Annotated in this window: 24 protein-coding genes; 11 read left to right on the top strand and 13 right to left on the bottom strand. The window is 60.2% G+C overall.

All coding sequences use genetic code 11. From position 1 onward, the window contains the following. Positions 1 to 12 precede the first annotated feature (12 nt). Positions 13 to 1,443: a coniferyl aldehyde dehydrogenase gene (locus LOY55_RS28855; RefSeq protein WP_223522938.1), complete on the bottom strand. Its 1,431-nt coding sequence runs from the start codon at positions 1,441 to 1,443 to the stop codon at positions 13 to 15. Between the two features lie 165 nt (positions 1,444 to 1,608). Here LOY55_RS28855 and LOY55_RS28850 point away from each other — a divergent pair, with 165 nt between their 5' ends. Together LOY55_RS28850 and LOY55_RS28845 are read left to right on the top strand one after the other, a co-directional pair. After that, on the top strand, positions 1,609 to 2,277 hold the full coding sequence (locus LOY55_RS28850; protein WP_046029693.1) for a TetR/AcrR family transcriptional regulator: 669 nt from the start codon (positions 1,609 to 1,611) through the stop codon (positions 2,275 to 2,277). 35 nt (positions 2,278 to 2,312) lie between these two features. Then, entirely contained in the window at positions 2,313 to 3,167 is an 855-nt protein-coding gene (locus LOY55_RS28845; RefSeq protein ID WP_109785639.1) for a sulfurtransferase, read from the top strand. Between the two features lie 110 nt (positions 3,168 to 3,277). Here LOY55_RS28845 and LOY55_RS28840 read toward each other — a convergent pair whose 3' ends face one another. Genes LOY55_RS28840 through LOY55_RS28820 form a run of 5 tightly spaced genes read right to left on the bottom strand, consistent with a single transcriptional unit; the run spans position 3,278 to position 8,624 of the window. Next, positions 3,278 to 4,117 (bottom strand): AraC family transcriptional regulator, encoded by an 840-nt coding sequence (locus LOY55_RS28840; RefSeq protein ID WP_109785638.1) that lies wholly within the window; start codon positions 4,115 to 4,117, stop codon positions 3,278 to 3,280. A 3-nt stretch (positions 4,118 to 4,120) separates the two neighbouring features. Then, positions 4,121 to 5,119, bottom strand: a complete 999-nt coding sequence (locus LOY55_RS28835; RefSeq protein WP_223522936.1) for a hydrolase — start codon at positions 5,117 to 5,119, stop codon at positions 4,121 to 4,123. A 55-nt stretch (positions 5,120 to 5,174) separates the two neighbouring features. Continuing rightward, positions 5,175 to 5,786 (bottom strand): 16S rRNA (guanine(966)-N(2))-methyltransferase RsmD, encoded by a 612-nt coding sequence (gene rsmD / locus LOY55_RS28830; RefSeq protein ID WP_046029702.1) that lies wholly within the window; start codon positions 5,784 to 5,786, stop codon positions 5,175 to 5,177. Further along, positions 5,786 to 7,276, bottom strand: a complete 1,491-nt coding sequence (locus tag LOY55_RS28825) for a pitrilysin family protein (RefSeq protein ID WP_077431100.1) — start codon at positions 7,274 to 7,276, stop codon at positions 5,786 to 5,788. The genes rsmD and LOY55_RS28825 overlap by 1 nt, the downstream gene beginning before the upstream one ends. Beyond that, complete coding sequence (locus tag LOY55_RS28820) at positions 7,269 to 8,624, bottom strand: pitrilysin family protein (RefSeq protein WP_109785635.1); 1,356 nt, start codon at positions 8,622 to 8,624, stop codon at positions 7,269 to 7,271. The genes LOY55_RS28825 and LOY55_RS28820 overlap by 8 nt, the downstream gene beginning before the upstream one ends. A gap of 344 nt (positions 8,625 to 8,968) precedes the next feature. On the opposite strand from LOY55_RS28820, the gene ftsY reads away from it, so the two are divergent. The 4 genes from ftsY to rpoH all read left to right on the top strand — a co-directional run bounded on the left by ftsY (position 8,969) and on the right by rpoH (position 13,125). Further along, on the top strand, positions 8,969 to 10,471 hold the full coding sequence (gene ftsY / locus LOY55_RS28815) for a signal recognition particle-docking protein FtsY (protein ID WP_258667194.1): 1,503 nt from the start codon (positions 8,969 to 8,971) through the stop codon (positions 10,469 to 10,471). Further along, entirely contained in the window at positions 10,468 to 11,139 is a 672-nt protein-coding gene (gene ftsE / locus LOY55_RS28810) for a cell division ATP-binding protein FtsE (RefSeq protein ID WP_008026149.1), read from the top strand. The genes ftsY and ftsE overlap by 4 nt, the downstream gene beginning before the upstream one ends. Further along, positions 11,136 to 12,158, top strand: a complete 1,023-nt coding sequence (ftsX, locus tag LOY55_RS28805) for a permease-like cell division protein FtsX (RefSeq protein WP_046029714.1) — start codon at positions 11,136 to 11,138, stop codon at positions 12,156 to 12,158. The genes ftsE and ftsX overlap by 4 nt, the downstream gene beginning before the upstream one ends. Before the next feature lie 112 nt (positions 12,159 to 12,270). Continuing rightward, entirely contained in the window at positions 12,271 to 13,125 is an 855-nt protein-coding gene (rpoH, locus tag LOY55_RS28800) for an RNA polymerase sigma factor RpoH (RefSeq protein ID WP_007897890.1), read from the top strand. Positions 13,126 to 13,209: 84 nt separating this feature from the next. Here rpoH and mtgA read toward each other — a convergent pair whose 3' ends face one another. Continuing rightward, positions 13,210 to 13,932 (bottom strand): monofunctional biosynthetic peptidoglycan transglycosylase, encoded by a 723-nt coding sequence (mtgA, locus tag LOY55_RS28795; protein ID WP_109785633.1) that lies wholly within the window; start codon positions 13,930 to 13,932, stop codon positions 13,210 to 13,212. Positions 13,933 to 14,006: 74 nt separating this feature from the next. Between mtgA and LOY55_RS28790 the strand changes: the two genes are divergently transcribed. From LOY55_RS28790 to LOY55_RS28770, 5 genes are all read left to right on the top strand, one after another. After that, entirely contained in the window at positions 14,007 to 14,378 is a 372-nt protein-coding gene (locus LOY55_RS28790) for a DUF423 domain-containing protein (protein ID WP_046029720.1), read from the top strand. 90 nt (positions 14,379 to 14,468) lie between these two features. After that, a complete protein-coding gene (thiS, locus tag LOY55_RS28785) occupies positions 14,469 to 14,669 on the top strand; it encodes a sulfur carrier protein ThiS (protein ID WP_175648963.1) in 201 nt (66 codons plus the stop codon). Between the two features lie 62 nt (positions 14,670 to 14,731). Continuing rightward, on the top strand, positions 14,732 to 15,526 hold the full coding sequence (locus LOY55_RS28780; RefSeq protein WP_223522932.1) for a thiazole synthase: 795 nt from the start codon (positions 14,732 to 14,734) through the stop codon (positions 15,524 to 15,526). A 9-nt stretch (positions 15,527 to 15,535) separates the two neighbouring features. Continuing rightward, positions 15,536 to 16,261 (top strand): tRNA (guanosine(46)-N7)-methyltransferase TrmB, encoded by a 726-nt coding sequence (trmB, locus tag LOY55_RS28775; protein ID WP_046029724.1) that lies wholly within the window; start codon positions 15,536 to 15,538, stop codon positions 16,259 to 16,261. Positions 16,262 to 16,439: 178 nt separating this feature from the next. Then, entirely contained in the window at positions 16,440 to 17,231 is a 792-nt protein-coding gene (locus tag LOY55_RS28770; protein ID WP_046029726.1) for a hypothetical protein, read from the top strand. Positions 17,232 to 17,243: 12 nt separating this feature from the next. On the opposite strand, the gene LOY55_RS28765 is transcribed toward LOY55_RS28770, so the two are convergent. From LOY55_RS28765 to LOY55_RS28740, 6 genes are read right to left on the bottom strand one after another with little or no spacing between them, the layout of a single operon-like run. Beyond that, entirely contained in the window at positions 17,244 to 17,567 is a 324-nt protein-coding gene (locus LOY55_RS28765; protein ID WP_046029728.1) for a DUF3392 domain-containing protein, read from the bottom strand. Between the two features lie 22 nt (positions 17,568 to 17,589). Further along, positions 17,590 to 18,795 (bottom strand): radical SAM family heme chaperone HemW, encoded by a 1,206-nt coding sequence (gene hemW, locus LOY55_RS28760; protein WP_109785631.1) that lies wholly within the window; start codon positions 18,793 to 18,795, stop codon positions 17,590 to 17,592. Beyond that, positions 18,792 to 19,388, bottom strand: a complete 597-nt coding sequence (gene rdgB, locus LOY55_RS28755) for an RdgB/HAM1 family non-canonical purine NTP pyrophosphatase (RefSeq protein WP_109785630.1) — start codon at positions 19,386 to 19,388, stop codon at positions 18,792 to 18,794. The genes hemW and rdgB overlap by 4 nt, the downstream gene beginning before the upstream one ends. Further along, on the bottom strand, positions 19,385 to 19,819 hold the full coding sequence (locus LOY55_RS28750) for a DUF4426 domain-containing protein (protein WP_109785629.1): 435 nt from the start codon (positions 19,817 to 19,819) through the stop codon (positions 19,385 to 19,387). Before LOY55_RS28750 ends, rdgB begins: the two co-directional genes overlap by 4 nt. Positions 19,820 to 19,845: 26 nt before the next feature. Beyond that, positions 19,846 to 20,466: a methionine biosynthesis protein MetW gene (gene metW / locus LOY55_RS28745; RefSeq protein WP_046029734.1), complete on the bottom strand. Its 621-nt coding sequence runs from the start codon at positions 20,464 to 20,466 to the stop codon at positions 19,846 to 19,848. 7 nt (positions 20,467 to 20,473) lie between these two features. Then, on the bottom strand, positions 20,474 to 21,613 hold the full coding sequence (locus LOY55_RS28740) for a homoserine O-acetyltransferase (protein WP_223522931.1): 1,140 nt from the start codon (positions 21,611 to 21,613) through the stop codon (positions 20,474 to 20,476). Positions 21,614 to 21,730: the final 117 nt, after the last annotated feature.

The raw sequence follows: 21,730 nt of genomic DNA, 5'->3' as shown, positions 1-21,730 counted from the left end.
TGGTGGCGATCGTTAGCGGATGAACAGTTTCTGGATCAGTTTTTGAATGGACTTTCCGTACGGCGGGTAGATCAGTTTTGCCGCGTTGAACCGCTGCTTGATCAGTACACCTTTCGCCTTGCTGAAGGTCATGAAGCCTTCGTGGCCGTGGTAATGGCCCATGCCCGAAGCGCCGATACCGCCAAACGGCATGTCGTCTTGGGCGACATGGAGCAGGGTGTCATTGAGGCAAACCCCGCCGGAATGGGTTTCGTGGAGCACACGGTTTTGTTCACGCTTGTCGTAGCCGAAGTAGTACAGCGCCAGTGGGCGAGGGCGTTGGTTGATGTAGGCAAACGCCTCGTCCAGATGCTTGTACGGCACGATCGGCAGCAGCGGGCCGAAGATTTCGTCCTGCATCACCGTCATGTCGTCGGTGACATTGAGCAGCAGGCTGTGGCTCATGCGACGGCCCTGACCTTGATCGAACAGCGGGATCAGCAGCGCACCTTTGCTGGTGGCATCGCTGACGTAGCCGCTGAGGCGCGCCAGTTGCCGCTCGTTGATGATGGCGGTGTAGTCCGGGTTGTCAGCCAGTGTCGGATAAAAACCGCGAACCACCTGGCGATAGGCTTCGACAAACCCGCCCACGCGGTCTTCCGGCACCAGTACGTAGTCCGGGGCCACGCAGGTTTGCCCGGCGTTCAGGGTTTTGCCGAAGGCGATGCGTTCGGCGGCGTCTTTGAGGGGCACGTCGTGGGACACGATGGCCGGGGACTTGCCGCCGAGTTCCAAGGTGACCGGGGTGAGGTTCTCGGCCGCCGCACGCATCACGTGTTTGCCGATGCTGGTGGCACCGGTGAACAGCAGGTGATCGAAACGCAGGCGGGAGAATGCGACGCCGACATCGGCTTCGCCCAGCACCACGCAGACCAGGTCCTGAGGGAAGATCCGGGCGAACAGTTCCTTGAGCAGTGCGCCGGTGGCGGGGGTTGATTCGCTGAGTTTGAGCATCACTCGGTTACCGGCCGACAGCGCGCCTACCAATGGACCGATGGCCAGGTACAACGGGTAGTTCCAGGGCACGATCACACCCACCACGCCCAGCGGTTGGTACACCACTTTGGCCGCCGCGGGCTGGAAAGCGATGCCCACTTTACGTCGCGAGGCCTTCATCCAGCCCTTGAGGTGCTGGCTGGCGTAATGGATGCCGTGAAGGCTGGGCATCAGTTCAGCGAGCAGGGTTTCGTCGGCGCTGCGGTGGCTGAAATCCTGGCTGATAGCCTCGATCAAGGCCTGACGTTCGCTGCTCAACAGATCGCGCAGGGCCTTCAGCCATTGCTGGCGCTGGGCAGCAGGCGGCATCGGGTTGGCGGCGTAAGCTGCGCGTTGCGCGTCGAACAGTGCCTGCATTTCTTCCAGAGGCTGATTCAAGCTCTGGAGGTAGGCGATGTCAGCAGTCATGATCGGCTCCGGATTTATTGTAGTGAGGCACTTTTTATTGTAGTGAGGCACTTTTTAGAGTCTATGCTCTATAAAGTCAAATGACATCTTGCGCGGGGTTGTTTCATCCGCTTGCGGATAGGTCGTAAGATGCCCGTCATCGCACTCTGAATTAAAGCTCAAGCCATGGCCCCTCGGATCAAAACCAGCGAGCGCATCGTGCAGAACAGCCTGGAGCTGTTCAATCAGCAGGGTGAGCGCAGCATCAGCACCAACCACATTGCCGCCCACATGGAAATTTCACCGGGCAACCTGTACTACCACTTCCCCAACAAGCAGGCGATCATCGCCGTGTTGTTCAGTGAGTACGAAAGCCTGGTGGACAGCTTCCTGCGCCCCCCTCAGGGGCGCGCGTCTACGGTCGAGGACAAGCGCTTCTACCTTCAGGAGCTGCTGGCGGCCATGTGGCGCTACCGGTTTTTGCATCGCGACCTCGAGCACTTGCTCGACAGCGATCCCGAACTGGCGGCCCGGTACCGACGGTTTTCCCAGCGCTGCCTGATTCATGGCACGCACATCTACGCGGCCTTCGTCGAGGCCGGCATCCTGCAAATGGACAAGGTTCAGATTGAGTCCCTGACGCTCAATGCGTGGATCATCCTGACGTCCTGGGTGCGGTTCCTGTGCACCACGCGGGAGAATTCCAACCACCTGAGCGAGCAGGCCATCAAACGGGGTGTGTATCAGGTGCTGGTGCTTGAGGCCGGGTTTGTCACGGATCAATCCCGCGACGCGGTCAATGCACTCTGCGAAGAGTTTTATGTGCCGTTGGCCCAGGCACTGGAAGAAGTGTAGTAAGACTCAATTCGACTTAATCACTGGAGCCCGTTATGCCCATTGCGCAACTGATCAGCCCGCAAGCACTGGACCTGAAAAAGGAGCAGTCGGGGCTGGTGATTCTGGATTGTCGTTTTGCCCTCGAAGACCCGGACTATGGCCAGCGTAGCTATGCCGAAGGGCACATCGCCGGGTCGAGCTTTGCCGATCTGGAAGGTGATTTGAGTGGTGTTGTGGTCAAGGGGGTCACCGGGCGTCATCCCTTGCCCAAACCTGAAGACTTGATCGAACGCCTGCAAGCCTGGGGCATCAACGCTGACAGTGAAGTGGTTTTGTATGATGACGGTCCGGGTGCCTACGCAGCACGGGCCTGGTGGTTGCTGGCATGGCTGGGCAAGCGTGATGGCGTGTTCATTCTGGATGGCGGGCTCAAGGCCTGGCACGCGGCGGGGTTGCCGCTGAGCCTGGATGCGTGCGAGAGCAAGCGGGGCACCTTCACCGGTGTGCCGGACAACGCGTTGACCCTGAATGCGCAACAACTTCTGCAACGTCTCGGCCAGCCTGCGCTGACCTTGCTGGATGCCCGTGGCTTGCCGCGTTTCAAAGGCGAAGTTGAGCCTATCGATCCGATTGCCGGGCATATTCCGGGTGCGCAATGTGCAGCCTTTACCGACAACCTTGGCGCCGATGGGCGATTCCTGCCGGCGGATCAGCTCAAGCAGCGTTTTGCCGCAAAACTTGCCGATCGCTCGCCGAACGATCTGGTGGCGTACTGCGGTTCAGGCGTAACGGCGTGCCACAACCTGTTTGCGCTGTGCCTGGCGGGTTATCCGTTGGGGACGTTGTATGCCGGATCGTGGAGCGAGTGGATCAACGATCCTGCGCGGGGCGTTGCTACCGGCGAATAAACGCAACCTTACCCTGTGGAGCGAGCCTGCTCGCGATAGCGGTGTGACAGTCAGCATCGATGTCGACTGACCCACCGCTATCGCGAGCAGGCTCACTCCGACAGTAATGCTCATTTCCCGAGCGATTGCCGGGCACTGCGATACGCCCCCGGCCCCACCCCATAAACCTGCTTGAACTGCCGGCTCAGATGACTCTGGTCGGCAAATCCCAATTGCGTGGCCACTTCCAGCGGCAAACACCCGTTTTGTAACAGTGCCCTGGCCCGGGCGATGCGTTGTTGCATCAGCCAGGTGTGCGGCGGCATGCCGGTGGCTCGGCGGAACACCCGGGCAAAGTGAAACGGTGAAAGGTTCACCGCCGCCGCCAATTCCTCCAGTGACGGTGGTGCCGCCAACTGCGAATGCAGCAAATCCTTGGCCCGCGTCACCGCTCGATGCTCATTGCCGGGTTTGCCGGCAATCGGCACGGCCGCGTGTCGTTGCAGCAATAACAGCATCATTTCTCGCCAGACGGTTTGCTGTTGCAGGGCCGTGGATGGACTTTCCAGCAGACAATGCAGCTGGCAGAAACCCTTCACCAGGTCCGGGTCGCGATACAGCGTGGCGCCGAATGCCGGCAAGTGGTGGGTCGGCAATTCCAGCTCCGCCAGCAACGAAAGTAACTGGCTACTGTCCGGATAAAACGCCCGGTACAACCAGCCATCCTCCGTGCCTTTGTGGCCGGTGTGCAGTTCATCCGGGTTGATCAATACCAGCGTGCCACTGCCGGCCAGGTGTTCGGCTCCGCGATAGCGATAACGCTGGGCGCCGGCCATGATCATGCCGATCACATAACCCTCATGCACATGGGGTGCGAAGCGGTGCTCAATGTAGCGCGCGGACAACAACTCGACCCCGGCCAGCGGCGCGGTTTGCCAGAAGCGGATCGACTCGCCCTGATCGGCGTCCATGACCTATTCGCGCCCCACGGCGGCCAGCCACTGCGGGATGCGCCGTTCCAGGTAATAACCCGGTTGTCTGAACGAACCCTCCACGAAACCAACATGCCCGCCCTTGGCCTGTAATTCGAGCAGTGTGCAGGCCGACAGTTCGTCGGCGTGGGGCAGGCTGTGGGGGAAAACAAAGGGATCGTCGGCCGCCTGAATAATCAGGGTCGGTGTGCGAATTTCCCCAAGGAAATAGCGGCTCGAGGCGCGGCGATAGTAATCCTCGGCATCGATATACCCGTTCAAGGGCGCCGTGACCCGGCCATCGAAATCCCAGAAGGTGCGCATGTTCTCCAGCGAACCCAACGCGGCCAGCGTCGCCAGGCCATCCTCGCGCCCGTCATGCTGGAACTGGCGCTGTTTGTTTTTGATGTAGGCGAGCATTTCGCGCATGAAGTGCGCCTGATAAACCTTGGAAAAGCCCTGGCCGATGCGATCTGCACATTGGTCGAGACGGAACGGCACCGAGACCGCCACTGCGCCGACCACGCCGCTGTCACTGCCGGACTCGCCCAAATGTTTAAGCAGGACATTACCGCCCAGGGAGTAGCCGACCGCGTACAGCGGCGCCAACGGACGTTTGGCCCGCAGGTGCCTGATGGTTTCGGCGAGGTCTTCACTGGCACCCGAATGGTAGCTGCGCGCCAACAGATTCGGCTCGCCGGAACAGCCACGCCAGTTCAGCGCGACACTGGCCCAGCCTTGGGTGGCAAGGGCCTTTTGCACGCCGGCCACATACGGTGAGTTCGATGAGCCCGTCAGGCCGTGCAACACCAGCACCAAAGGTGATGTCGCGCTGTGAGGGCCGTGCCAGTCGAGGTCGAGGAAGTCGCCGTCTTCGAGCCACAAGCGCTCACGCTCGCGTTCAATATGCGTGGTTTTGCGCCAAAGCGGTCCCCACAAGGTTTGCAAGTGCGGGTTGCCCAGGCCCAAGGCGGGGGTAAAGCGTTCTGGCGGATGGGACACGATCACTCTCGATGCAGCGGTGCGCAACGTGTGCGCACCTTTTCAGGCCGGTCGATTAACCGGCGATCTCTGCCATACGTTGCCACAACGCGTAGTAGACCCGCCCGGATTTCTGTTCACGGTGCAGGCGCCAGTTGCCTGGCAAACCGAGGGACGACGGCGCGTTTTCGCTTTCAGTGTAGATCCAGGCTTCGTTGGCCAACCACTGCCGCTCTTCCAGCAGCGTGCAAACGGAAGGCAGCAGGTCCTGGTTGAACGGCGGGTCGAGGAAGACCAGGTCGTACGCAGTCGCTGTCTGGGTTTCCAGATAGCGCAGGGCATCGGCGGTCTGAACGTGGCCGGTGGTGCAGCGCAGTGTGCCCAAGTGTTCCTTGATGCTGGAAACCGCAATGTTGCTGGCGTCCAGCGCCTGGCCCATGGCCGCGCCACGGGACAGGGCTTCTAGAAACAGTGCGCCGCTGCCGGCGAACGGGTCCAGCACCTTGGCGCCCGGGACATAAGGCGCGAGCCAGTTGAACAGGGTTTCACGCACCCGGTCCGGGGTCGGACGCAGGCCTGGGGCATCCGGGAAGCTCAGTTTGCGGCTGCCCCATTCGCCCCCGATGATGCGCAGTTGGTTCACGCCGTTATGGACGTTATGAACAGGTTTTTTTGGACGCGTGGCCATTAATGCTCCGGAACCCCGAGCGGTTGCTCGGCAGGTTTATCAGATGGGGCCGGTAACGGCTTTTGTGGCACGGTCGGGCCAGCGCTGACGATGACCATTTTGTCCGTGCTCAGGTGTTTGTTCAGTGCAGTCTTGACCTGTTCGATGGTCAGGCTCTGGGACTGACGCATGAAATCATTCAGATAACTGAGCGGCAGGTTGTAGAACCCCATGGCGCCCAACTGGCCGACGATATCGGCGTTGCTGGCGGTGGACAGCGGAAAGCTGCCGGCCAGTTCTCGCTTGGCGTCATCGAGTTCTTTCTGGGTCGGGCCGGTTTTAAGGTAGTCGGCCAGCACGTCTTGTACCAGCTTCAGCGTGCCTTCGCTCATCTCGGCGCGAGTTTGCAGGTTGATCATGAACGGGCCGCGCGCCTGCATCGGGGTGAAACCCGAGTACACGCCGTAGGCCAGGCCACGCTTCTCGCGGACTTCGCTCATCAGTCGGGTACCGAAACCACCGCCGCCAAGGATCTGGTTGCCCAACGACAGAGCGGCGTAGTCCGGGTCGTCACGGTCGATGCCCAGTTGCGCGAGCATCAGGTTGGTTTGCTTGGACGGGAACTCGATGTGACCAATGCTGGCTTTGGGTTCTTCGGGCTGCGCGATTTTCGCCAGTGCCGGGCCTTTTGGCAGCGCGCTGGAGACTTGCGCGGCAATCGCTTCGGCCTCGGCGCGAGACAGGTCGCCCACCAGCGCAATCACCACGTTGCCCGCTGCGTAGGCTTTCTCATGGAACGCCTTCAGCTGAGCCTGCGTGATGGCGGGAACGGTTTTCGCCGTGCCGTCACTGGCGTGCGCGTAAGGATGATCACCGTACAAGCGGTTCATCAGCTCCAGACTCGCCAGTTTGCCGGGGTTTTGTTTCTGATACTCGAAGCCGGCCAGCATCTGATTCTTGATGCGTGCGAAGGAACCGGCGGGGAAGGTTGGTTTGCCGACCACTTCAGCGAACAGCTTCAGTGCCGGTTCGCGCTTGTCCTTGGCACTGAGGCTGCGCAAGGACGCGAGTGCCATGTCTTTGAACGCCCCGTTGCCAAAGTCCGCCCCCAGGCCTTCGAAGCCTTGCGCAATGGCGCCGACATCTTTCCCGGCTACCCCTTCGTTGAGCATCGCGTTGGTCAGCAGGGCCAGGCCCGGTGCATTGCCGTCCTGGCTGCTGCCGGCGGCGAAGATCAGGCGCAAGTCGAACATCGGCAGCTCGCGAGCTTCGACGAACAACACCTTGGCGCCTTCGGCGGTGTTCCAGGTCTGGACGTCGAGTGAGCGGTGGCTCGGTGCCTTGCCATCGAGTTCAGTCAGCGATTGCAACTTCTGGCTGGACTTGGCTTTGTCCAGGGCTTCGCTGGCCTTGGAATCGCCGCTTCTGCTCAGGTAGAAGGCCGCGGAGCCGATCAGGGTGACAGCGATCAGGCCGATCAGGGCCAGGCGTGGTTTTTTACGCTCACTCATGAGTCGTCTCCAGTGGCAGGACATGGGCGACGCTGAGACGTTCGCGGGTGAAATACAGCTTGGCGGCTTTCTGGATGTCTTCTGGCGTTACGCTTTCCAGGTCGGCCAGTTCGGTGTCCATCAACTTCCATGACAGGCCGACGGTTTCCAGTTGACCGATGGACGTGGCCTGGCTGGTGATCGAATCACGTTCGTAGACCAGGCCGGCAATCACCTGAGCCCGCACGCGCTCCAGCTCTTCAGCGGACGGCGCAGTGGTTTTCAGCTGTTCGAGCAGTTTCCACAGACCGGCTTCGGCCTGGGCGATGGTTTTCTTTTTCTGTGAATTAGGGCTGGCCGACAAGGTGAACAGGCTGTCGCCGCGCGTGTAGGCGTCGTAACTCGACGAACCGCCGGACACCAGCTCTTCGCCGCGTTCCAGTTGGGTCGGGATGCGACCGCTGTAGCCGCCATCGAGCAGGGCCGCGATCAGGCGCAAGGCGTTCACCGAACGCTTGTCTTCGGCGGTAGCGATGCTCGGTACGTTGAAGCCCAGCATCAGGCTCGGCAGTTGGGTTTGCACATGCAGGGTGATCAGGCGTTCACCCGGCTCGGCCAGTTCCAGCGGGATTTTCGCCGGCGGCACGTCGCGCTTGGCGATCGGGCCAAAGTAGCGCTGGGCCAGGGCTTTGACCTCGTCCGGAGTCACGTCACCGACGACCACCAGCGTGGCGTTGTTCGGGGCGTACCAGGACTGGTACCAGTGGCGCAGTTCTTCGACTTTCATGCGATCCAGGTCAGCCATCCAGCCGATGGTCGGCGTGTGGTAACCGCTGGCGGGGTAAGCCATGGCCTTGAAGCGCTCGTAGGCTTTGGACATGGGCTTGTCGTCGGTACGCAGGCGACGTTCTTCTTTAATGACTTCGATTTCCCGGGCGAACTCGTCAGACGGCAGGCGCAGGCTGGCCATGCGGTCCGCTTCCAGTTCAAAGGCTACGCCCAGGCGGTCGCGGGCCAACACTTGGTAGTACGCGGTGAAATCGTCGCTGGTGAACGCGTTCTCTTCGGCGCCCAGGTCGCGCAGGATCAACGAAGCTTCGCCGGGGCCGATTTTCTCGCTGCCTTTGAACATCATGTGTTCGAGGGCATGGGACAGACCGGTCTGGCCCGGTGTTTCGTAGCTGGAACCGACCTTGTACCAGATCTGGGAAACCACCACCGGCGCACGATGGTCCTCGCGCACGATCACCTTCAGACCGTTGTCGAGCGTGAATTCGTGGGTGGGTTGTGGATCGGCAGCCAAGGCTGACAGTGGCAGACAAACTGTGCTGAGCAGCAGGCCTGCAGCGCGGCGGGCTAGAGCATTCATTCGTTTTTTAAACCTGTTGGGCTGCCCGCTTGGTCTTAGCGTCAGCGGGCGAGAGGGTGCTAGGATAACGGTCCGTTTTACTGGCGGCCACGCCTATCAGGCCTTTGATCGGTCTGCAGGTTGTTTGGGTTTTCGGCTCGAGCGTTGAGTTTGTCAGCTAAACTCTGCGTTTTCGCCGACGATGCCGTTCCAGTCCTTCGAATTAGTCGACCTTTGGGGTGCGATTTGCACCCCGACAAAATGTTGCGCGTGAACAAGCTGGGTCAATCGCAGTCTGTTCTGCATCGAATATTTATTTGCCGGGGCGCCATTGGCGCGTCGCTACCGTGAGATAGCCGTCCTCCATGTTTGGTTCCAACGACGACAAGAAAGCCCCAGCTGCGGCTGGCGAGAAGAAAAGCCTGTTCGGATGGCTGCGCAAAAAGCCGCAGGAACCCGTCGTCGAACAGCCACAACCACTTCCTGAGCCCACGCCGGCGCCGGTTATAGAAGAAACACTCGCGCCGATCGTGTTGCCCGTCGCCGAACCGGTGCTGCAACCGGTGGTCGAGCCCGATCTCGTCGCTGAAGTTGTCACCCAAGCGCCCCTGACACCGATTGCCGAACCCTGGCTGACGCTGCCGGTGGCCGAGGAACCGGTGGCATTGGTTGAAGATGAGTTGGCGCCGCACATTACGCCGCCGATTCCCGCGCCGACTGCGTTTGCACCTGCTCCCGTTCAGGTTTCGGTGGTTGAGCCGGTCGTCGCGCCAGCCGTCGTGGCCGAGCCTGAACCGGTTGTTGCAGAGCCGGTGATTCCTGCTTTCGTTGCTCCGGTTGCTCCGGTTGCTCCGGTTGCTCCGGTTGTGCAGGCGCCAGCACCGGTCGCCGCTGTCGTCGAAACACCTGTCGAACCGCCGCGTACAGAAGAAACCAAAGCCGGCTTCTTCGCCCGTCTCAAGCAGGGCCTGTCCAAGACCAGCGCCAGTATCGGCGAAGGCATGGCCAGTTTGTTTCTGGGCAAAAAGGTCATCGATGACGAGCTGCTGGAAGATCTCGAAACCCGTCTGCTGACCGCCGACGTTGGCGTCGAAGCCACTTCCGTGATCATCCAGCGCCTGACCCAAAAGGTTGCGCGCAAAGAGCTGGCCGATTCCGATGCACTGTACAAATCCTTGCAGGCTGAGCTTGCCGCCATGCTCAAGCCGGTCGAGCAGCCGCTGAAAATCACGTCGCAGAACAAACCGTTCGTCATTCTGGTGGTAGGCGTCAACGGCGCCGGCAAGACCACCACCATCGGCAAACTGGCGAAGAAGCTGCAACTCGAAGGCAAGAAAGTCATGCTCGCCGCCGGTGACACCTTCCGCGCGGCAGCGGTCGAGCAGTTGCAGGTCTGGGGCGAGCGCAACAAGATCCCGGTCATCGCCCAGCACACCGGCGCCGACTCGGCTTCGGTTATCTTCGATGCCGTACAGGCCGCCAAGGCCCGTGGCATTGACGTGCTGATCGCCGACACCGCCGGTCGATTGCACACCAAAGACAACTTGATGGAAGAGCTGAAGAAAGTCCGCCGGGTCATTAGCAAGCTCGATGCCGATGCGCCGCACGAAGTGCTGTTGGTGCTTGATGCCGGTACGGGTCAGAACGCTATCAACCAGGCCAAACAATTCAACCAGACCGTCGAACTGACCGGCCTGGCGCTGACCAAGCTCGATGGCACCGCCAAGGGCGGGGTGATTTTTGCCCTGGCCAAGCAGTTCGGCCTGCCGATCCGCTACATCGGCGTCGGTGAGGGCATCGACGATTTGCGTACCTTTGAAGCTGAACCCTTTGTCCAGGCATTGTTTGCCGAGCGGGAGCGTTCATGATTCGTTTCGAACAGGTCGGTAAACGCTACCCGAACGGACACGTCGGCTTGCATGAGCTGAGCTTTCGAGTCCGTCGGGGCGAGTTTTTGTTTGTAACCGGCCATTCCGGCGCCGGTAAAAGCACCTTGTTGCGCCTGTTGCTGGCCATGGAGCGTCCGACCACCGGCAAGTTGCTGTTGGCCGGCCAGGACCTGGGCACCATCAGCAATGCGCAGATTCCTTACCTGCGTCGACAGATCGGCGTGGTGTTCCAGAATCACCAGTTGTTGTTCGATCGCACGGTGTTCAACAACGTCGCACTGCCATTGCAAATCCTCGGGCTGTCCAAGGCCGAGATCGCCAAGCGTGTGGATTCGGCCCTGGAGCGCGTGGCGCTCTCGGACAAGACCGATTTGTACCCGGGGGACCTGTCGACGGGGCAGCAACAGCGCGTCGGCATCGCCCGCGCCATCGTTCATCGCCCGGCCTTGCTGCTGGCGGACGAGCCGACCGGTAACCTCGACCCGCGCCTGGCTGCCGAAATCATGGGCGTATTTGAAGACATCAATCGCTTGGGCACCAGTGTGCTGATTGCCAGCCACGACCTGGCGCTGATCGCTCGTATGCGTCACCGCATGCTCACACTGCAACGTGGCCGATTGATTGGCGATGGGGAGGCGGGCGAATGAGTGCGACACGCAGCCCTAAAGTTTCCGAGCGCGTAGCCCCGAAGGCTGCCGAACCGCAACCGCAGAAGAAAAAACACGACGATGACGACGGTCCGGATTTCCCGACGTTGTTTCGGGCCTGGGTCGAAAGCCATCGCGCCAGCCTGCTGGACAGCTTGCGTCGTTTGGGCAAACAGCCGATCGGCAGCTTTTTCACTTGCCTGGTGATGGCCGTTGCGCTGAGCCTGCCCATGGGCCTGTCACTTTTGCTAAGTAACGTCGAGCGTCTGGGCGGGTCCTGGCAGCGTGCAGCGCAGATTTCCCTGTACCTGCAACTGGAAGCCAGCCCTGAGCAGGGCGAATCGCTGCGCGAGCAAATCAAGGGGATGCCCGGTGTCGCTGATGCCGAGTACGTGGGGCGCGACCAGGCGCTGGAAGAGTTTCAGCAGCAATCTGGCTTGGGTGAGGCGCTGAAGGAATTGCCGGAAAACCCGCTACCCGGCGTGGTTCTGGTCACTCCGAAGGAAGTCGACAAGCCGGCGCTTGAAGCATTACGACAAAAACTTTCCGAGTTGCCGAAGGTACAACAGGCACAACTTGATCTAGTCTGGGTCGAGCGTCTGGCCGCGATCCTCAAGCTGGGCGACCGTTTTGTCTTTGGTCTGACCGTGCTGCTGGTTTCTGCATTACTTTTGGTGATAGGCAATACCATTCGTCTTCATATTGAAAACCGCCGCACAGAGATAGAAGTGATTAAACTCGTCGGCGGCACTGACAGCTATGTGCGCAGGCCCTTTCTATATATGGGTGCGCTTTATGGCTTCGGTGCGGGGATTCTGTCTTGGGGCGTACTGGCGTTTGGCCTGAACTGGCTCAACGACGCGGTGGTAGGGCTGGCCGGTTTATACGGCAGTGATTTCGCGCTGGCCGGAGTGCCAGTTGCCGACGGTCTGTCTCTCTTGCTTGGCGCGGTGCTGTTGGGGTATATCGGTGCATGGATTGCAGTCGCACGCCACCTGAGGGAGCTTGCGCCTAAGTAGTATCATTTTGCTCGTATTGACCTTTCAGCGTTTATGGGAACTTGTTTTTCGGTTTCCGGTCAATTTTCGCAGTGCTGAACTGCACGAGTTTGTAAGTGGGAGGTTTTTTCGTATGACCAATTCTTTGCAACCTGCATATGCTCTGGTCCCGGGTGCGAACCTGGAGGCCTATGTGCACACCGTCAACAGCATTCCATTGCTGACGCCGGAGCAGGAGCGTGAACTGGCCGAGAGTCTCTATTATGAGCAGGATTTGGGGGCGGCTCGGCAGATGGTGCTCGCCCACCTGCGTTTTGTCGTACATATCGCCCGTAGCTATTCCGGCTACGGTCTGGCTCAGGCTGACCTGATCCAGGAAGGCAACGTCGGGCTGATGAAGGCGGTCAAGCGCTTCAACCCGGAAATGGGTGTGCGTCTGGTTTCGTTTGCTGTGCACTGGATCAAGGCGGAAATCCACGAGTTCATCCTGCGCAACTGGCGCATTGTGAAAGTCGCGACCACCAAGGCCCAGCGCAAGTTGTTCTTCAACCTGCGCAGCCAGAAGAAGCGCCTGGCGTGGCTGAACAACGAGGAAGTCCATCGGGTGGCGGAAAGCCTCGGTGTAGAGCCTCGGGAAGTGCGCGAGATGGAAAGTCGCCTGACCGGCCATGACATGGCCTTCGACCCGGCCGCGGAAGCGGACGACGACAGCGCTTTCCAGTCGCCGGCCAACTACCTGGAAGACCACCGGTACGACCCGGCCCGTCAACTGGAAGATGCCGATTGGAGCGACAACTCCAACCACAACCTGCACGAAGCGCTGGAAGTGCTGGACGACCGCAGCCGCGACATCCTCTACCAGCGCTGGCTGGCGGAAGAAAAAGCCACGCTGCACGACCTGGCGCAGAAGTACAACGTGTCGGCCGAGCGTATCCGTCAGCTCGAGAAGAGCGCGATGAACAAGCTCAAGTTGTCGATTGCGGCATAACCGGCGCGAAGGCAATAAAAAACGCCCCGATCATTGATCGGGGCGTTTTTGTTTGTGGCCTGCTGAACCCTGTGGGAGCCGGTGCTATTCGGCCCAAGGCGCTCGGCGCGAATCATTGAGACCCACCAGATAACTGTCGCCACCCAGCTGACTCATCTGTTTGCGAATCCAGCCGGCTCGCCGCGCCACATAAGAGGTGGGGTGGCTTGCACTCCAGACACGCGGGTTTGGCAGTACGGCGGCCAACAAGCTCGATTGTTGGCGACTGAGGCCTTTGGCGCTCACACCAAAGTGGTGTCTGGCTGCCGCCTCTGCGCCAAATACCCCGTCATCCCATTCCACACTGTTGAGGTACACCTCAAGAATCCGCTGCTTGGGCCACAACACCTCGATCAATCCGGTAAACCAGGCTTCCAGGCCTTTGCGCAGCCAGCTACGGCCGGACCAGAGAAACAGATTCTTCGAGACTTGCTGGCTCAAGGTGCTGGCGCCTCGAATCGAGCCACCGAGTTCGTTGTGAGCCAGTGCTGCCTGAATCGCACCGAGATCAAACCCCCAGTGTTCCGGGAATTTTTGGTCTTCGCCGGCAATCACCGCGACTTTAAGGTCGTCGGAGATTTCATCCCACGGCTTCCAGGTGCGTTGCAGGTCAATGGGCTCGCCGTCGAACCAGGATTCGATCTTGCGCTCGACCATCAGCGCAGTCCCCGGTGGCGGGACCACGCGGAAGATCAACACCAGCAATACGCTGCCGCCCATGAACCAGAGCACGGCCTTCGTGAAACGACGGAAATAGATACGCAGCATAGAGATGGCTTGGCCGAACCCGTTGAGCGGGCCATTATACAGACCCTGTTGATCGAGTCTGACTGGAGTTCTTAATGCTGCGTGGCTTTCTGATGCTGGCCGCTTTCTTCGGCTTCACCGGCGTTGCCTTGGGCGCGTTCGCCGCCCACGGCTTGAAAAACCGTCTGACCCCCGAGTATCTGGCGATATTCCACACCGGCGTCACTTACCAATTGGTGCACACCCTGGCGTTGCTAGGCATTGCGTTACTGGCCACGCAAATTCAGGGGCGACTGATCACCTGGGCGGGCGCGTCGTTTGCCATCGGTATCCTGCTGTTTTCCGGCAGCCTGTACCTGCTTACCCTGACCGGTGTCAGCAAGCTCGGAATCATTACGCCCTTCGGCGGGCTCGCATTCCTGGTGGGCTGGGCGTGCCTGGGGCTTGCCGCCTGGCGGTTGAGCTGACCGGGTGGTCCATTTCATGACGAATGGCTTGGGTCACCAAGACTGATCGGGCTAGAATGCCAGCCCCTAAAAATGATGACGGCATTCGGTATGCGCATTCAGTTGAACGGCGAATCCCTTGAACTGCCCGACGGTGAAACCGTTGCGGCCCTGCTGACCCGTCTGGAACTGACCGGACGCCGGGTAGCGGTCGAACTCAATCTGGATATCGTCCCGCGCAGTCAGCATGCCGGCACTGCACTGAACGACGGCGACAGCGTCGAAGTCGTTCACGCCATCGGCGGCGGCTAGTCTGCGCCCAGTCCGAAAGGGCAAGAATTCTGCAAGAACCTCACCCCTACAGAGGATTTCCCATGAGCATCGTTCGTAGCGACAAGCCTTTCGTCCTGGCCGGTCGTACTTACCAGTCGCGTTTGCTGGTCGGTACTGGCAAGTACCGTGACATGGAAGAAACCCGCCAGGCTATCGAAGCCTCGGGTGCCGAAATCGTCACCTTCGCCGTGCGCCGCACCAACCTGGGCCAGAACGAAGGCGAGCCGAACCTGCTCGATGTCCTGTCGCCGGAGCGCTACACCTTCCTGCCGAACACCGCCGGTTGCTTCGACGCTGTCGAGGCCGTGCGCACCTGCCGCCTGGCTCGTGAACTGCTTGGCGGGCACAATCTGGTGAAGCTGGAGGTGCTGGCGGACCAGAAAACCCTGTTCCCCAACGTGATCGAAACCCTCAAGGCCGCCGAAGTGCTGGTCAAGGAAGGCTTCGACGTGATGGTGTACACCAGCGATGACCCGATCATCGCCCGTCAATTGGCGGAAATCGGCTGCATCGCGGTCATGCCGCTGGCCGGCCTGATCGGCACGGGCCTTGGGATCTGCAACCCGTACAACCTGCAGATCATCCTCGAAGAAGCCAAGATCCCGGTGCTGGTGGATGCCGGTGTCGGTACCGCGTCCGACGCCACCATCGCCATGGAACTGGGTTGCGAAGCCGTGCTGATGAACTCGGCCATTGCCCACGCCCAGCAGCCGGTCATGATGGCTGAAGCCATGAAGCACGCCATCGTCGCAGGCCGCCTGGCCTACCTCGCCGGCCGCATGCCGAAAAAACTCTATGCCAGCGCCTCCTCGCCGCTGGATGGTCTGATCAAGTAAGAGCCATTGATGACTGAATCAAACGACACGCCAATCCAGACGGAAGAAGGCGAAGAGCGCCAACACCGCCGCATCAAGAGTTTTGTGATGCGCGCCGGGCGCATGACCGAAGGCCAGCAAAAAGGCCTGGAGCAGGGCACGCCGCTGTTTGTCTTGCCGTTGGCCGATGCGCCGGTGGACTTCGATCAAGTGTTCGGCCGTTCGGCGCCGCGCTCGCTGGAAATCGGTTTCGGCATGGGCCATTCGCTGCTGGAAATGGCTGCTGCCTCGCCGGAGCAGGATTTCATTGGCGTGGAAGTTCACCGTCCGGGTGTGGGTGCGCTGCTCAATGGCGTGCTGACTCAGGGCCTGACCAACCTGCGGGTCTACGATTGCGACGCGATTGAAGTGCTCAATCGCTGCATCGCCGACAACAGCCTCGATCGCCTGATGCTGTTTTTCCCGGACCCGTGGCACAAGAGCCGTCACCACAAGCGTCGTATCGTTCAGGCTTCGTTCGCTGAACTGGTACGCAGCAAGCTGAAGGTGGGCGGTGTGCTGCACATGGCTACCGATTGGGAGCCGTACGCCGAGTACATGCTGGAAGTGATGAACGTCGCGCCGGGTTATCGCAACCTCGCCGAAGACGGCAAGTGCGTTCCGCGCCCGGCCGAGCGTCCGATCACCAAGTTCGAACGCCGCGGCGAACGGCTTGGGCACGGCGTGTGGGACCTGAAGTTCGAGAAACAGTCCTAAGCCTTACGCAACAAACTGTGGGAGCGAGCCTGCTCGCGAAAGCTTCATGACATTCAACACTTCGTTGATTGTCAGGCCTTCGCAAGCCGGCTGGCTCCCACCGTCGTTGTGTGTGGTGTTCAAGTTCAGTGGCGATCCGCCGACAACTCTACGCCCCCACTTGTAAAGGAAGACAGGTTTGAAAGCCCTCTTCGCCTGCACGTTGCTTTTGAGCCTGTTGGCCTCGACAGCCTGCGGCCCCGCCGTAACCCCCGATGAGTATTTTGCGCGCGCCCAGAAAGCGGCCGCGGATCTGCAGCGTAACGCCGATGAAATAATCAGGCTGGAGGCGGCAGGACAGCTCGATCTGACCAACAGGCCCGAGCAGTTGGAGAATGCAGAAAGTACCCTCGAAGTACTCGCAGATAATCTCAAGCGCGCATCTGATGGCGGGCACACGCTCGCGACGTACTTTCTGGCTAACCTGCAAAGCAATCCGATGTATTCCGGGCAGTCGCCGAAAGAGGCCTGCGGCCTTTACCAAAAAGCCATGGACCAAGGCTTGTTGGCAGCCGCCATTGGCTATTACAACGTGTGCGATCGGGCATACGAAAGGTTTGATCTGCACAACGCCGATCACCTGAAATACTTGCAAACACTGGAGCAGTTGCTTCAGAAGCCCGACATAAAGGGCGGCGGCTATCCGTTGATGGCCACGCGTTCCCTATGTTTCCAGGACGTGAATGCACCATTGCCCCAGCAAGGCATCATGGAGGCTATGCAGGCCCGCGCCGCCGCGTTGCTGCTGACAGAAGCGCAATATCGCGCCGAGGCCAATTACATTCTGGCGCTGACACGCGTGAACAAAAATGACCGTCCCGATAGCCAGAATATTGTCTATCTGGATAAAGCCGAGGCATTGGGCTGCAAAGACTTTCTGGGGCTGAGCGCCATGATGCGCAACGCAGTCATGGCGGCAGAGGCTAAATAGAAGGCGTTGACGTCAGCGGCGGTCAGCCACGACACCAATCAGCACCAGCACCACCAGCAACACGGGGGCCAGGCTGTAGTTGTTGAACTGGCTCAAGCCGCGAACGATCCATGGCGTCGCGTAAATCAGCGCGGCGCCGCTGCCGATCATGCACAGCAGGGCCATCAGTGGCACGCGCAAGGCGCCGGCAATGCTGCCCAGCCGTTGCTCGACCCAACCTTTGAAGTCCGAACCAAACAGCACCAGCAGACAGCCCACCAAGGCCAAGGCGATTTCCGACAGGTTGCTGCGGCTCCAGCGGGACACGGTGGCGAGCAGGTCGAGTATCAAATCCATTCGTTTTCCCTTAAGGCTGAAATCAGCTCAGAAATGTCTGCAACAAGTCATTGAGAAACAGTTGTCCGCGCGTCGTGGCCGCCAGACGTGACGGTTCGACCTGCAACAAGCCACTTTGTTCGGCTTCGCGACGGTGTTCGGCAAGGCTTTCCAGGCTCAGCCCGGTGCGCTCCGGATACAGTCGCGATTCGACGCCCTCGGTCAGGCGCAACGCGTTCATCAGGAACTCGAACGGCATCTCATCGTTAGTCAGCGCCTTCTCGCCCGCCTTGAAGCTTTTGGCCGGATTGAGGTAATCCTTGGGCAAGCGTGTCTTCCAGGTGCGCACGATGCGCCCGTGCGGATGGCTGAGCTTGCCGTGGGCGCCCGCGCCAATACCGATGAAGTCGCCAAAGCTCCAGTAATTGAGGTTATGCCGCGCCGGGCGACCCGGCTGGGCATACGCCGACACTTCGTATTGCGCGTAACCGTGTTCGGCGAGCAGCGCCTGACCCGCTTCCTGAATGTCCCACAGGGTGTCGTCTTCCGGCAGTGTCGGTGGCTGGTTCCAGAACACCGTGTTCGGCTCCAGCGTCAGCTGATACCAGGATAAATGAGTCGGTTTCAGGGCGATGGCGGTACGCAGGTCGTTCAGGGCATCTTCCAGGGACTGATCGGGCAGGCCGTGCATCAAGTCCAGGTTGAAGTTATCGAACCCGGCCTGACGGGCCATGCCAGCGGCGCGTACCGCTTCGTCGCCGTTGTGAATCCGCCCCAGGGCCTTGAGTTTCTCTTCCTGAAAACTCTGGATGCCGATCGACAGGCGATTGATCCCCAGTTTCCGGTACGCCACGAACTTGTCTTGCTCGAACGTTCCCGGATTGGCTTCCAGGGTGATTTCGATGTCATGCGCAAACGGGATGCGTTGTTCCACGCCTTTGAGCAATCGGCCCAAGGCTTCGGCGCTGAACAGGCTTGGCGTGCCGCCACCGAAGAAGATCGAACTCAGTTCGCGGCCGTAAACCGCGTGCAAGTCTTCATCGAGGTCAGCCAGCAGCGCATCGACGTACTCTTCTTCCGGCAGCACCGGGCTGGCGGTATGGGAGTTGAAGTCGCAATAAGGGCATTTGCGCACACACCACGGAATGTGGATGTACAGCGCCAAGGGCGGCAGCACGGGCAGTGCCGCCCGTGGCGATTGGGCGTCACCGCCGAAGATCAGCGGCGACGCGGATGATTCACGGGTCATTTCAAGCCCAGACGCTGGCGCAGCAGATCCATTGCACGGGCGCGGTGACTGATCTGGTTCTTGTCGCTCGGGCTCAGTTCGGCGCTGGAGCAATCGCGCTCCGGCACCCAGAACAGCGGGTCATAGCCGAAACCGTGTTCACCGCTGGCCGCCGTCAGGATGCGCCCGTGCCACAGGCCTTCGCAGAGGATCGGCAACGGATCATCGGCGTGACGCACCAGTGCCAATACACAGACAAACTGCGCGCCGCGCTCGGCCTCGGGCACGTCTTTCAAGACGTCGAGCAACTTGGCGTTGTTCGCCGCATCGCCCTTGCCATCGGCATAACGAGCCGAATAGATACCCGGCGCACCGCCGAGGAAATCCACTGCCAGCCCAGAGTCGTCGGCGAGCGCCGGCAGGCCGGAGATGCGCGCGGCGTTGCGGGCCTTGAGGATGGCGTTCTCGACGAACGACAGGCCGGTTTCTTCAGGTTCGACGCTGCTGAACTCGCCGATCGAGCGCAGTTGCACCGAGTCGCCGAGCATGGCCTGGAGTTCCTTGAGTTTGCCGGCGTTATGGCTGGCCAATACGAGTTGCGTGAAGTTGATCATTCGCCGGGGAATAGCTCTTGGTTGAAATTGATGGTGTTGATTTTGTCACCGTTCTGCACCTTGATTTCGAAGGTGCGGACTTCCTGCTGATCCACCGGGTATTGCGCGATGTAGTAGATCGCACCTTGTTCGGTGATTTGTTTGAATTGCAGGGGCACGCTCTGGCTGGTCAGGTCTTTGACCGTGCCGCTCACCTGCGCCACCAGCGGCTTGCCTTCCTTGATCACGGCAACATTGATCACGCCCTGGTTCTTGCTGCGGATCAACTCCGCCGATTTGGCGATGTCCGGTGTCAGGAATGTGGAGTTGAAGGTGTTGTAGTGCACCGTCACGTCGCCAAAGGTTTCCTGGCGATCGCCCTTGATGGCGTCCGCAGCCATGGCCGTGACGCTCAGGCAGGCAGTGAGTAGAAACAGCGCTAGACGACCCATATTCGTTCTCCTTGGAATGTCGTGGTTCAGACAGCGACCTTGTGATCCTGCAGCCCGGGGCTGCTGACGCGGTAAATACCGATCTCACCTAACAGATTAGGCCATAGCTTACTGGCCCACCCGTGCCGATGCTGTTGATCCACGGCAAGCCGATCAATGACCTTGGCTTCACGTTCGCGACACAACGCCTCAAAGTCTTCGAAGGTGCAGAAGTGGATGTTCGGCGTGTTGTACCAGGTGTACGGCAGAAACTCGGAGACCGGCATCCGGCCCTTGCTCGCCAGGTACCAGCGGCAGCGCCAGTGACCGAAGTTGGGGAAAGTGATGATGCACTGGCGCCCAACGCGCAGCATTTCGTCGAGGATCTTGTCCGGGTAATGCACGGCTTGCAGCGCCTGGGTCATGACCACGATGTCGAAGCTGTTGCTGGCAAAGTTGCCCAGGCCCTTGTCCAGGTCCTGCTCGATGACGTTGATGCCTTTGGCCACGCACTCGGCGATATTGTCCGGGTCGTTTTCCAGGCCATAGCCGGTGACTTGCTTGTGGTCGCGCAGCCAGGTCAGCAGTTCGCCATCGCCGCAGCCGAGGTCGAGCACGCGGCTGCCGGCGGGGATCCATTCCTGGATGATTTCCAGATCGGCTCTCATGTCTTCCTCAAAGCGAAATGCGGTTCATGTAGTTGCTGAAGGCTTGCAGGTAGCGCGGGATCGGAATCAGGAAGGCGTCGTGGCCTTGCGGGGCGTCGATCTCGAGGTAGCAGACGTCTTTTTTCGCGGCCATCAGCGCGTCCACCAGTTCCCGCGAGCGGGCAGGGGAGAAGCGCCAGTCGGTGGTGAACGACATCACGCAGAACTTGGCCTGGGCATTGGCGAAGGTTTTCGCCAGGTCATCATCAAAGTTCGCTGCCGGGTCGAAGTAGTCCAGCGCCTTGGTCATCAGCAGGTAGGTGTTGGCGTCGAAGCGCCCGGAGAACTCTTCGCCCTGATAGCGCAGGTAACTTTCGACCTGGAATTCCACGCTGTGAAAATCGTAGTTGAGCTTTTCGCTTTTCAGGCCACGGCCGAATTTTTCGCCCATCGAATCATCGGACAGGTAGGTGATGTGCCCGACCATCCGGGCCAGCATCAGACCGCGCTTGGGAATCACGCCGGCTTCCTGGAACGAACCGCCGTGGAATTCGGGGTCGGTGAGGATGGCCTGGCGCGCCACTTCGTTGAACGCGATGTTCTGCGCCGACAGCTTGGGGGCCGAGGCGATGGCCAGGCAGTGACGAATGCGGTCGGGGTAAGTGATGCTCCATTGCATAGCCTGCATGCCGCCAAGGCTGCCACCGATCACTGCTGCCCATTGGGCGATGCCGAGGCGGTCGGCCAGACGCGCCTGGCTGTGCACCCAGTCTTCCACGGTCAGCACCGGGAAATCGGCGCCGAAGGGCTTGCCTGTGTCCGGGTTGATGCTGCTCGGGCCTGTGGAACCGTTGCAACCACCAAGGTTGTTCAGGCTGACCACGAAGAATTTGGTGGTGTCGATCGGCTTGCCGGGCCCGATGCAGCTGTCCCACCAACCGGGTTTACGGTCGTCGGGGCTGTGAAAACCGGCAGCGTGATGGTGACCGGACAACGCATGGCAAATCAGCACGGCGTTGCTCGCCGTGGCATTCAGCGTGCCGTAGGTTTCGTAGATCAGGTCATAGGCTGGAAGCGAACGCCCGCAGGCCAGGGCCAGGGGTTCGCTGAAGTGCGCCACTTGCGGCGTCACCAGACCAACAGAATCGGGGGGAAAGGCAGTTGGCATCGACCCTGCTCTCGTTGAAATGAGGCGTAAGTCTAAAGACCGCTGCCCCTAGCAGCAAGCGACTACCCATGATCGTTCCCACGCTCTGCGTGGGAATGCCTCAATGGACGCTCCGCG

This window comes from Pseudomonas sp. B21-040 (genome assembly GCF_024748695.1).
In the GTDB taxonomy this organism is placed as follows: Bacteria; Pseudomonadota; Gammaproteobacteria; order Pseudomonadales; family Pseudomonadaceae; genus Aquipseudomonas.
This window is presented reverse-complemented; position numbering and strand designations above follow the sequence as displayed.

Bases quoted from the DNA above. Each gene is read 5' to 3' on its own strand.
- LOY55_RS28855 (WP_223522938.1), bottom strand. From the start codon at position 1,443: ATGACTGCTGACATCGCCTACCTCCAGAGCTTGAATCAGCCTCTGGAA.
- LOY55_RS28850 (WP_046029693.1), top strand. From the start codon at position 1,609: ATGGCCCCTCGGATCAAAACCAGCGAGCGCATCGTGCAGAACAGCCTG.
- LOY55_RS28845 (WP_109785639.1), top strand. From the start codon at position 2,313: ATGCCCATTGCGCAACTGATCAGCCCGCAAGCACTGGACCTGAAAAAG.
- LOY55_RS28840 (WP_109785638.1), bottom strand. From the start codon at position 4,117: ATGGACGCCGATCAGGGCGAGTCGATCCGCTTCTGGCAAACCGCGCCG.
- rsmD (WP_046029702.1), bottom strand. From the start codon at position 5,786: ATGGCCACGCGTCCAAAAAAACCTGTTCATAACGTCCATAACGGCGTG.
- LOY55_RS28825 (WP_077431100.1), bottom strand. From the start codon at position 7,276: ATGAGTGAGCGTAAAAAACCACGCCTGGCCCTGATCGGCCTGATCGCT.
- LOY55_RS28820 (WP_109785635.1), bottom strand. From the start codon at position 8,624: ATGAATGCTCTAGCCCGCCGCGCTGCAGGCCTGCTGCTCAGCACAGTT.
- ftsY (WP_258667194.1), top strand. From the start codon at position 8,969: ATGTTTGGTTCCAACGACGACAAGAAAGCCCCAGCTGCGGCTGGCGAG.
- ftsE (WP_008026149.1), top strand. From the start codon at position 10,468: ATGATTCGTTTCGAACAGGTCGGTAAACGCTACCCGAACGGACACGTC.
- ftsX (WP_046029714.1), top strand. From the start codon at position 11,136: ATGAGTGCGACACGCAGCCCTAAAGTTTCCGAGCGCGTAGCCCCGAAG.
- rpoH (WP_007897890.1), top strand. From the start codon at position 12,271: ATGACCAATTCTTTGCAACCTGCATATGCTCTGGTCCCGGGTGCGAAC.
- mtgA (WP_109785633.1), bottom strand. From the start codon at position 13,932: ATGCTGCGTATCTATTTCCGTCGTTTCACGAAGGCCGTGCTCTGGTTC.
- LOY55_RS28790 (WP_046029720.1), top strand. From the start codon at position 14,007: ATGCTGCGTGGCTTTCTGATGCTGGCCGCTTTCTTCGGCTTCACCGGC.
- thiS (WP_175648963.1), top strand. From the start codon at position 14,469: ATGCGCATTCAGTTGAACGGCGAATCCCTTGAACTGCCCGACGGTGAA.
- LOY55_RS28780 (WP_223522932.1), top strand. From the start codon at position 14,732: ATGAGCATCGTTCGTAGCGACAAGCCTTTCGTCCTGGCCGGTCGTACT.
- trmB (WP_046029724.1), top strand. From the start codon at position 15,536: ATGACTGAATCAAACGACACGCCAATCCAGACGGAAGAAGGCGAAGAG.
- LOY55_RS28765 (WP_046029728.1), bottom strand. From the start codon at position 17,567: ATGGATTTGATACTCGACCTGCTCGCCACCGTGTCCCGCTGGAGCCGC.
- hemW (WP_109785631.1), bottom strand. From the start codon at position 18,795: ATGACCCGTGAATCATCCGCGTCGCCGCTGATCTTCGGCGGTGACGCC.
- rdgB (WP_109785630.1), bottom strand. From the start codon at position 19,388: ATGATCAACTTCACGCAACTCGTATTGGCCAGCCATAACGCCGGCAAA.
- LOY55_RS28750 (WP_109785629.1), bottom strand. From the start codon at position 19,819: ATGGGTCGTCTAGCGCTGTTTCTACTCACTGCCTGCCTGAGCGTCACG.
- metW (WP_046029734.1), bottom strand. From the start codon at position 20,466: ATGAGAGCCGATCTGGAAATCATCCAGGAATGGATCCCCGCCGGCAGC.
- LOY55_RS28740 (WP_223522931.1), bottom strand. From the start codon at position 21,613: ATGCCAACTGCCTTTCCCCCCGATTCTGTTGGTCTGGTGACGCCGCAA.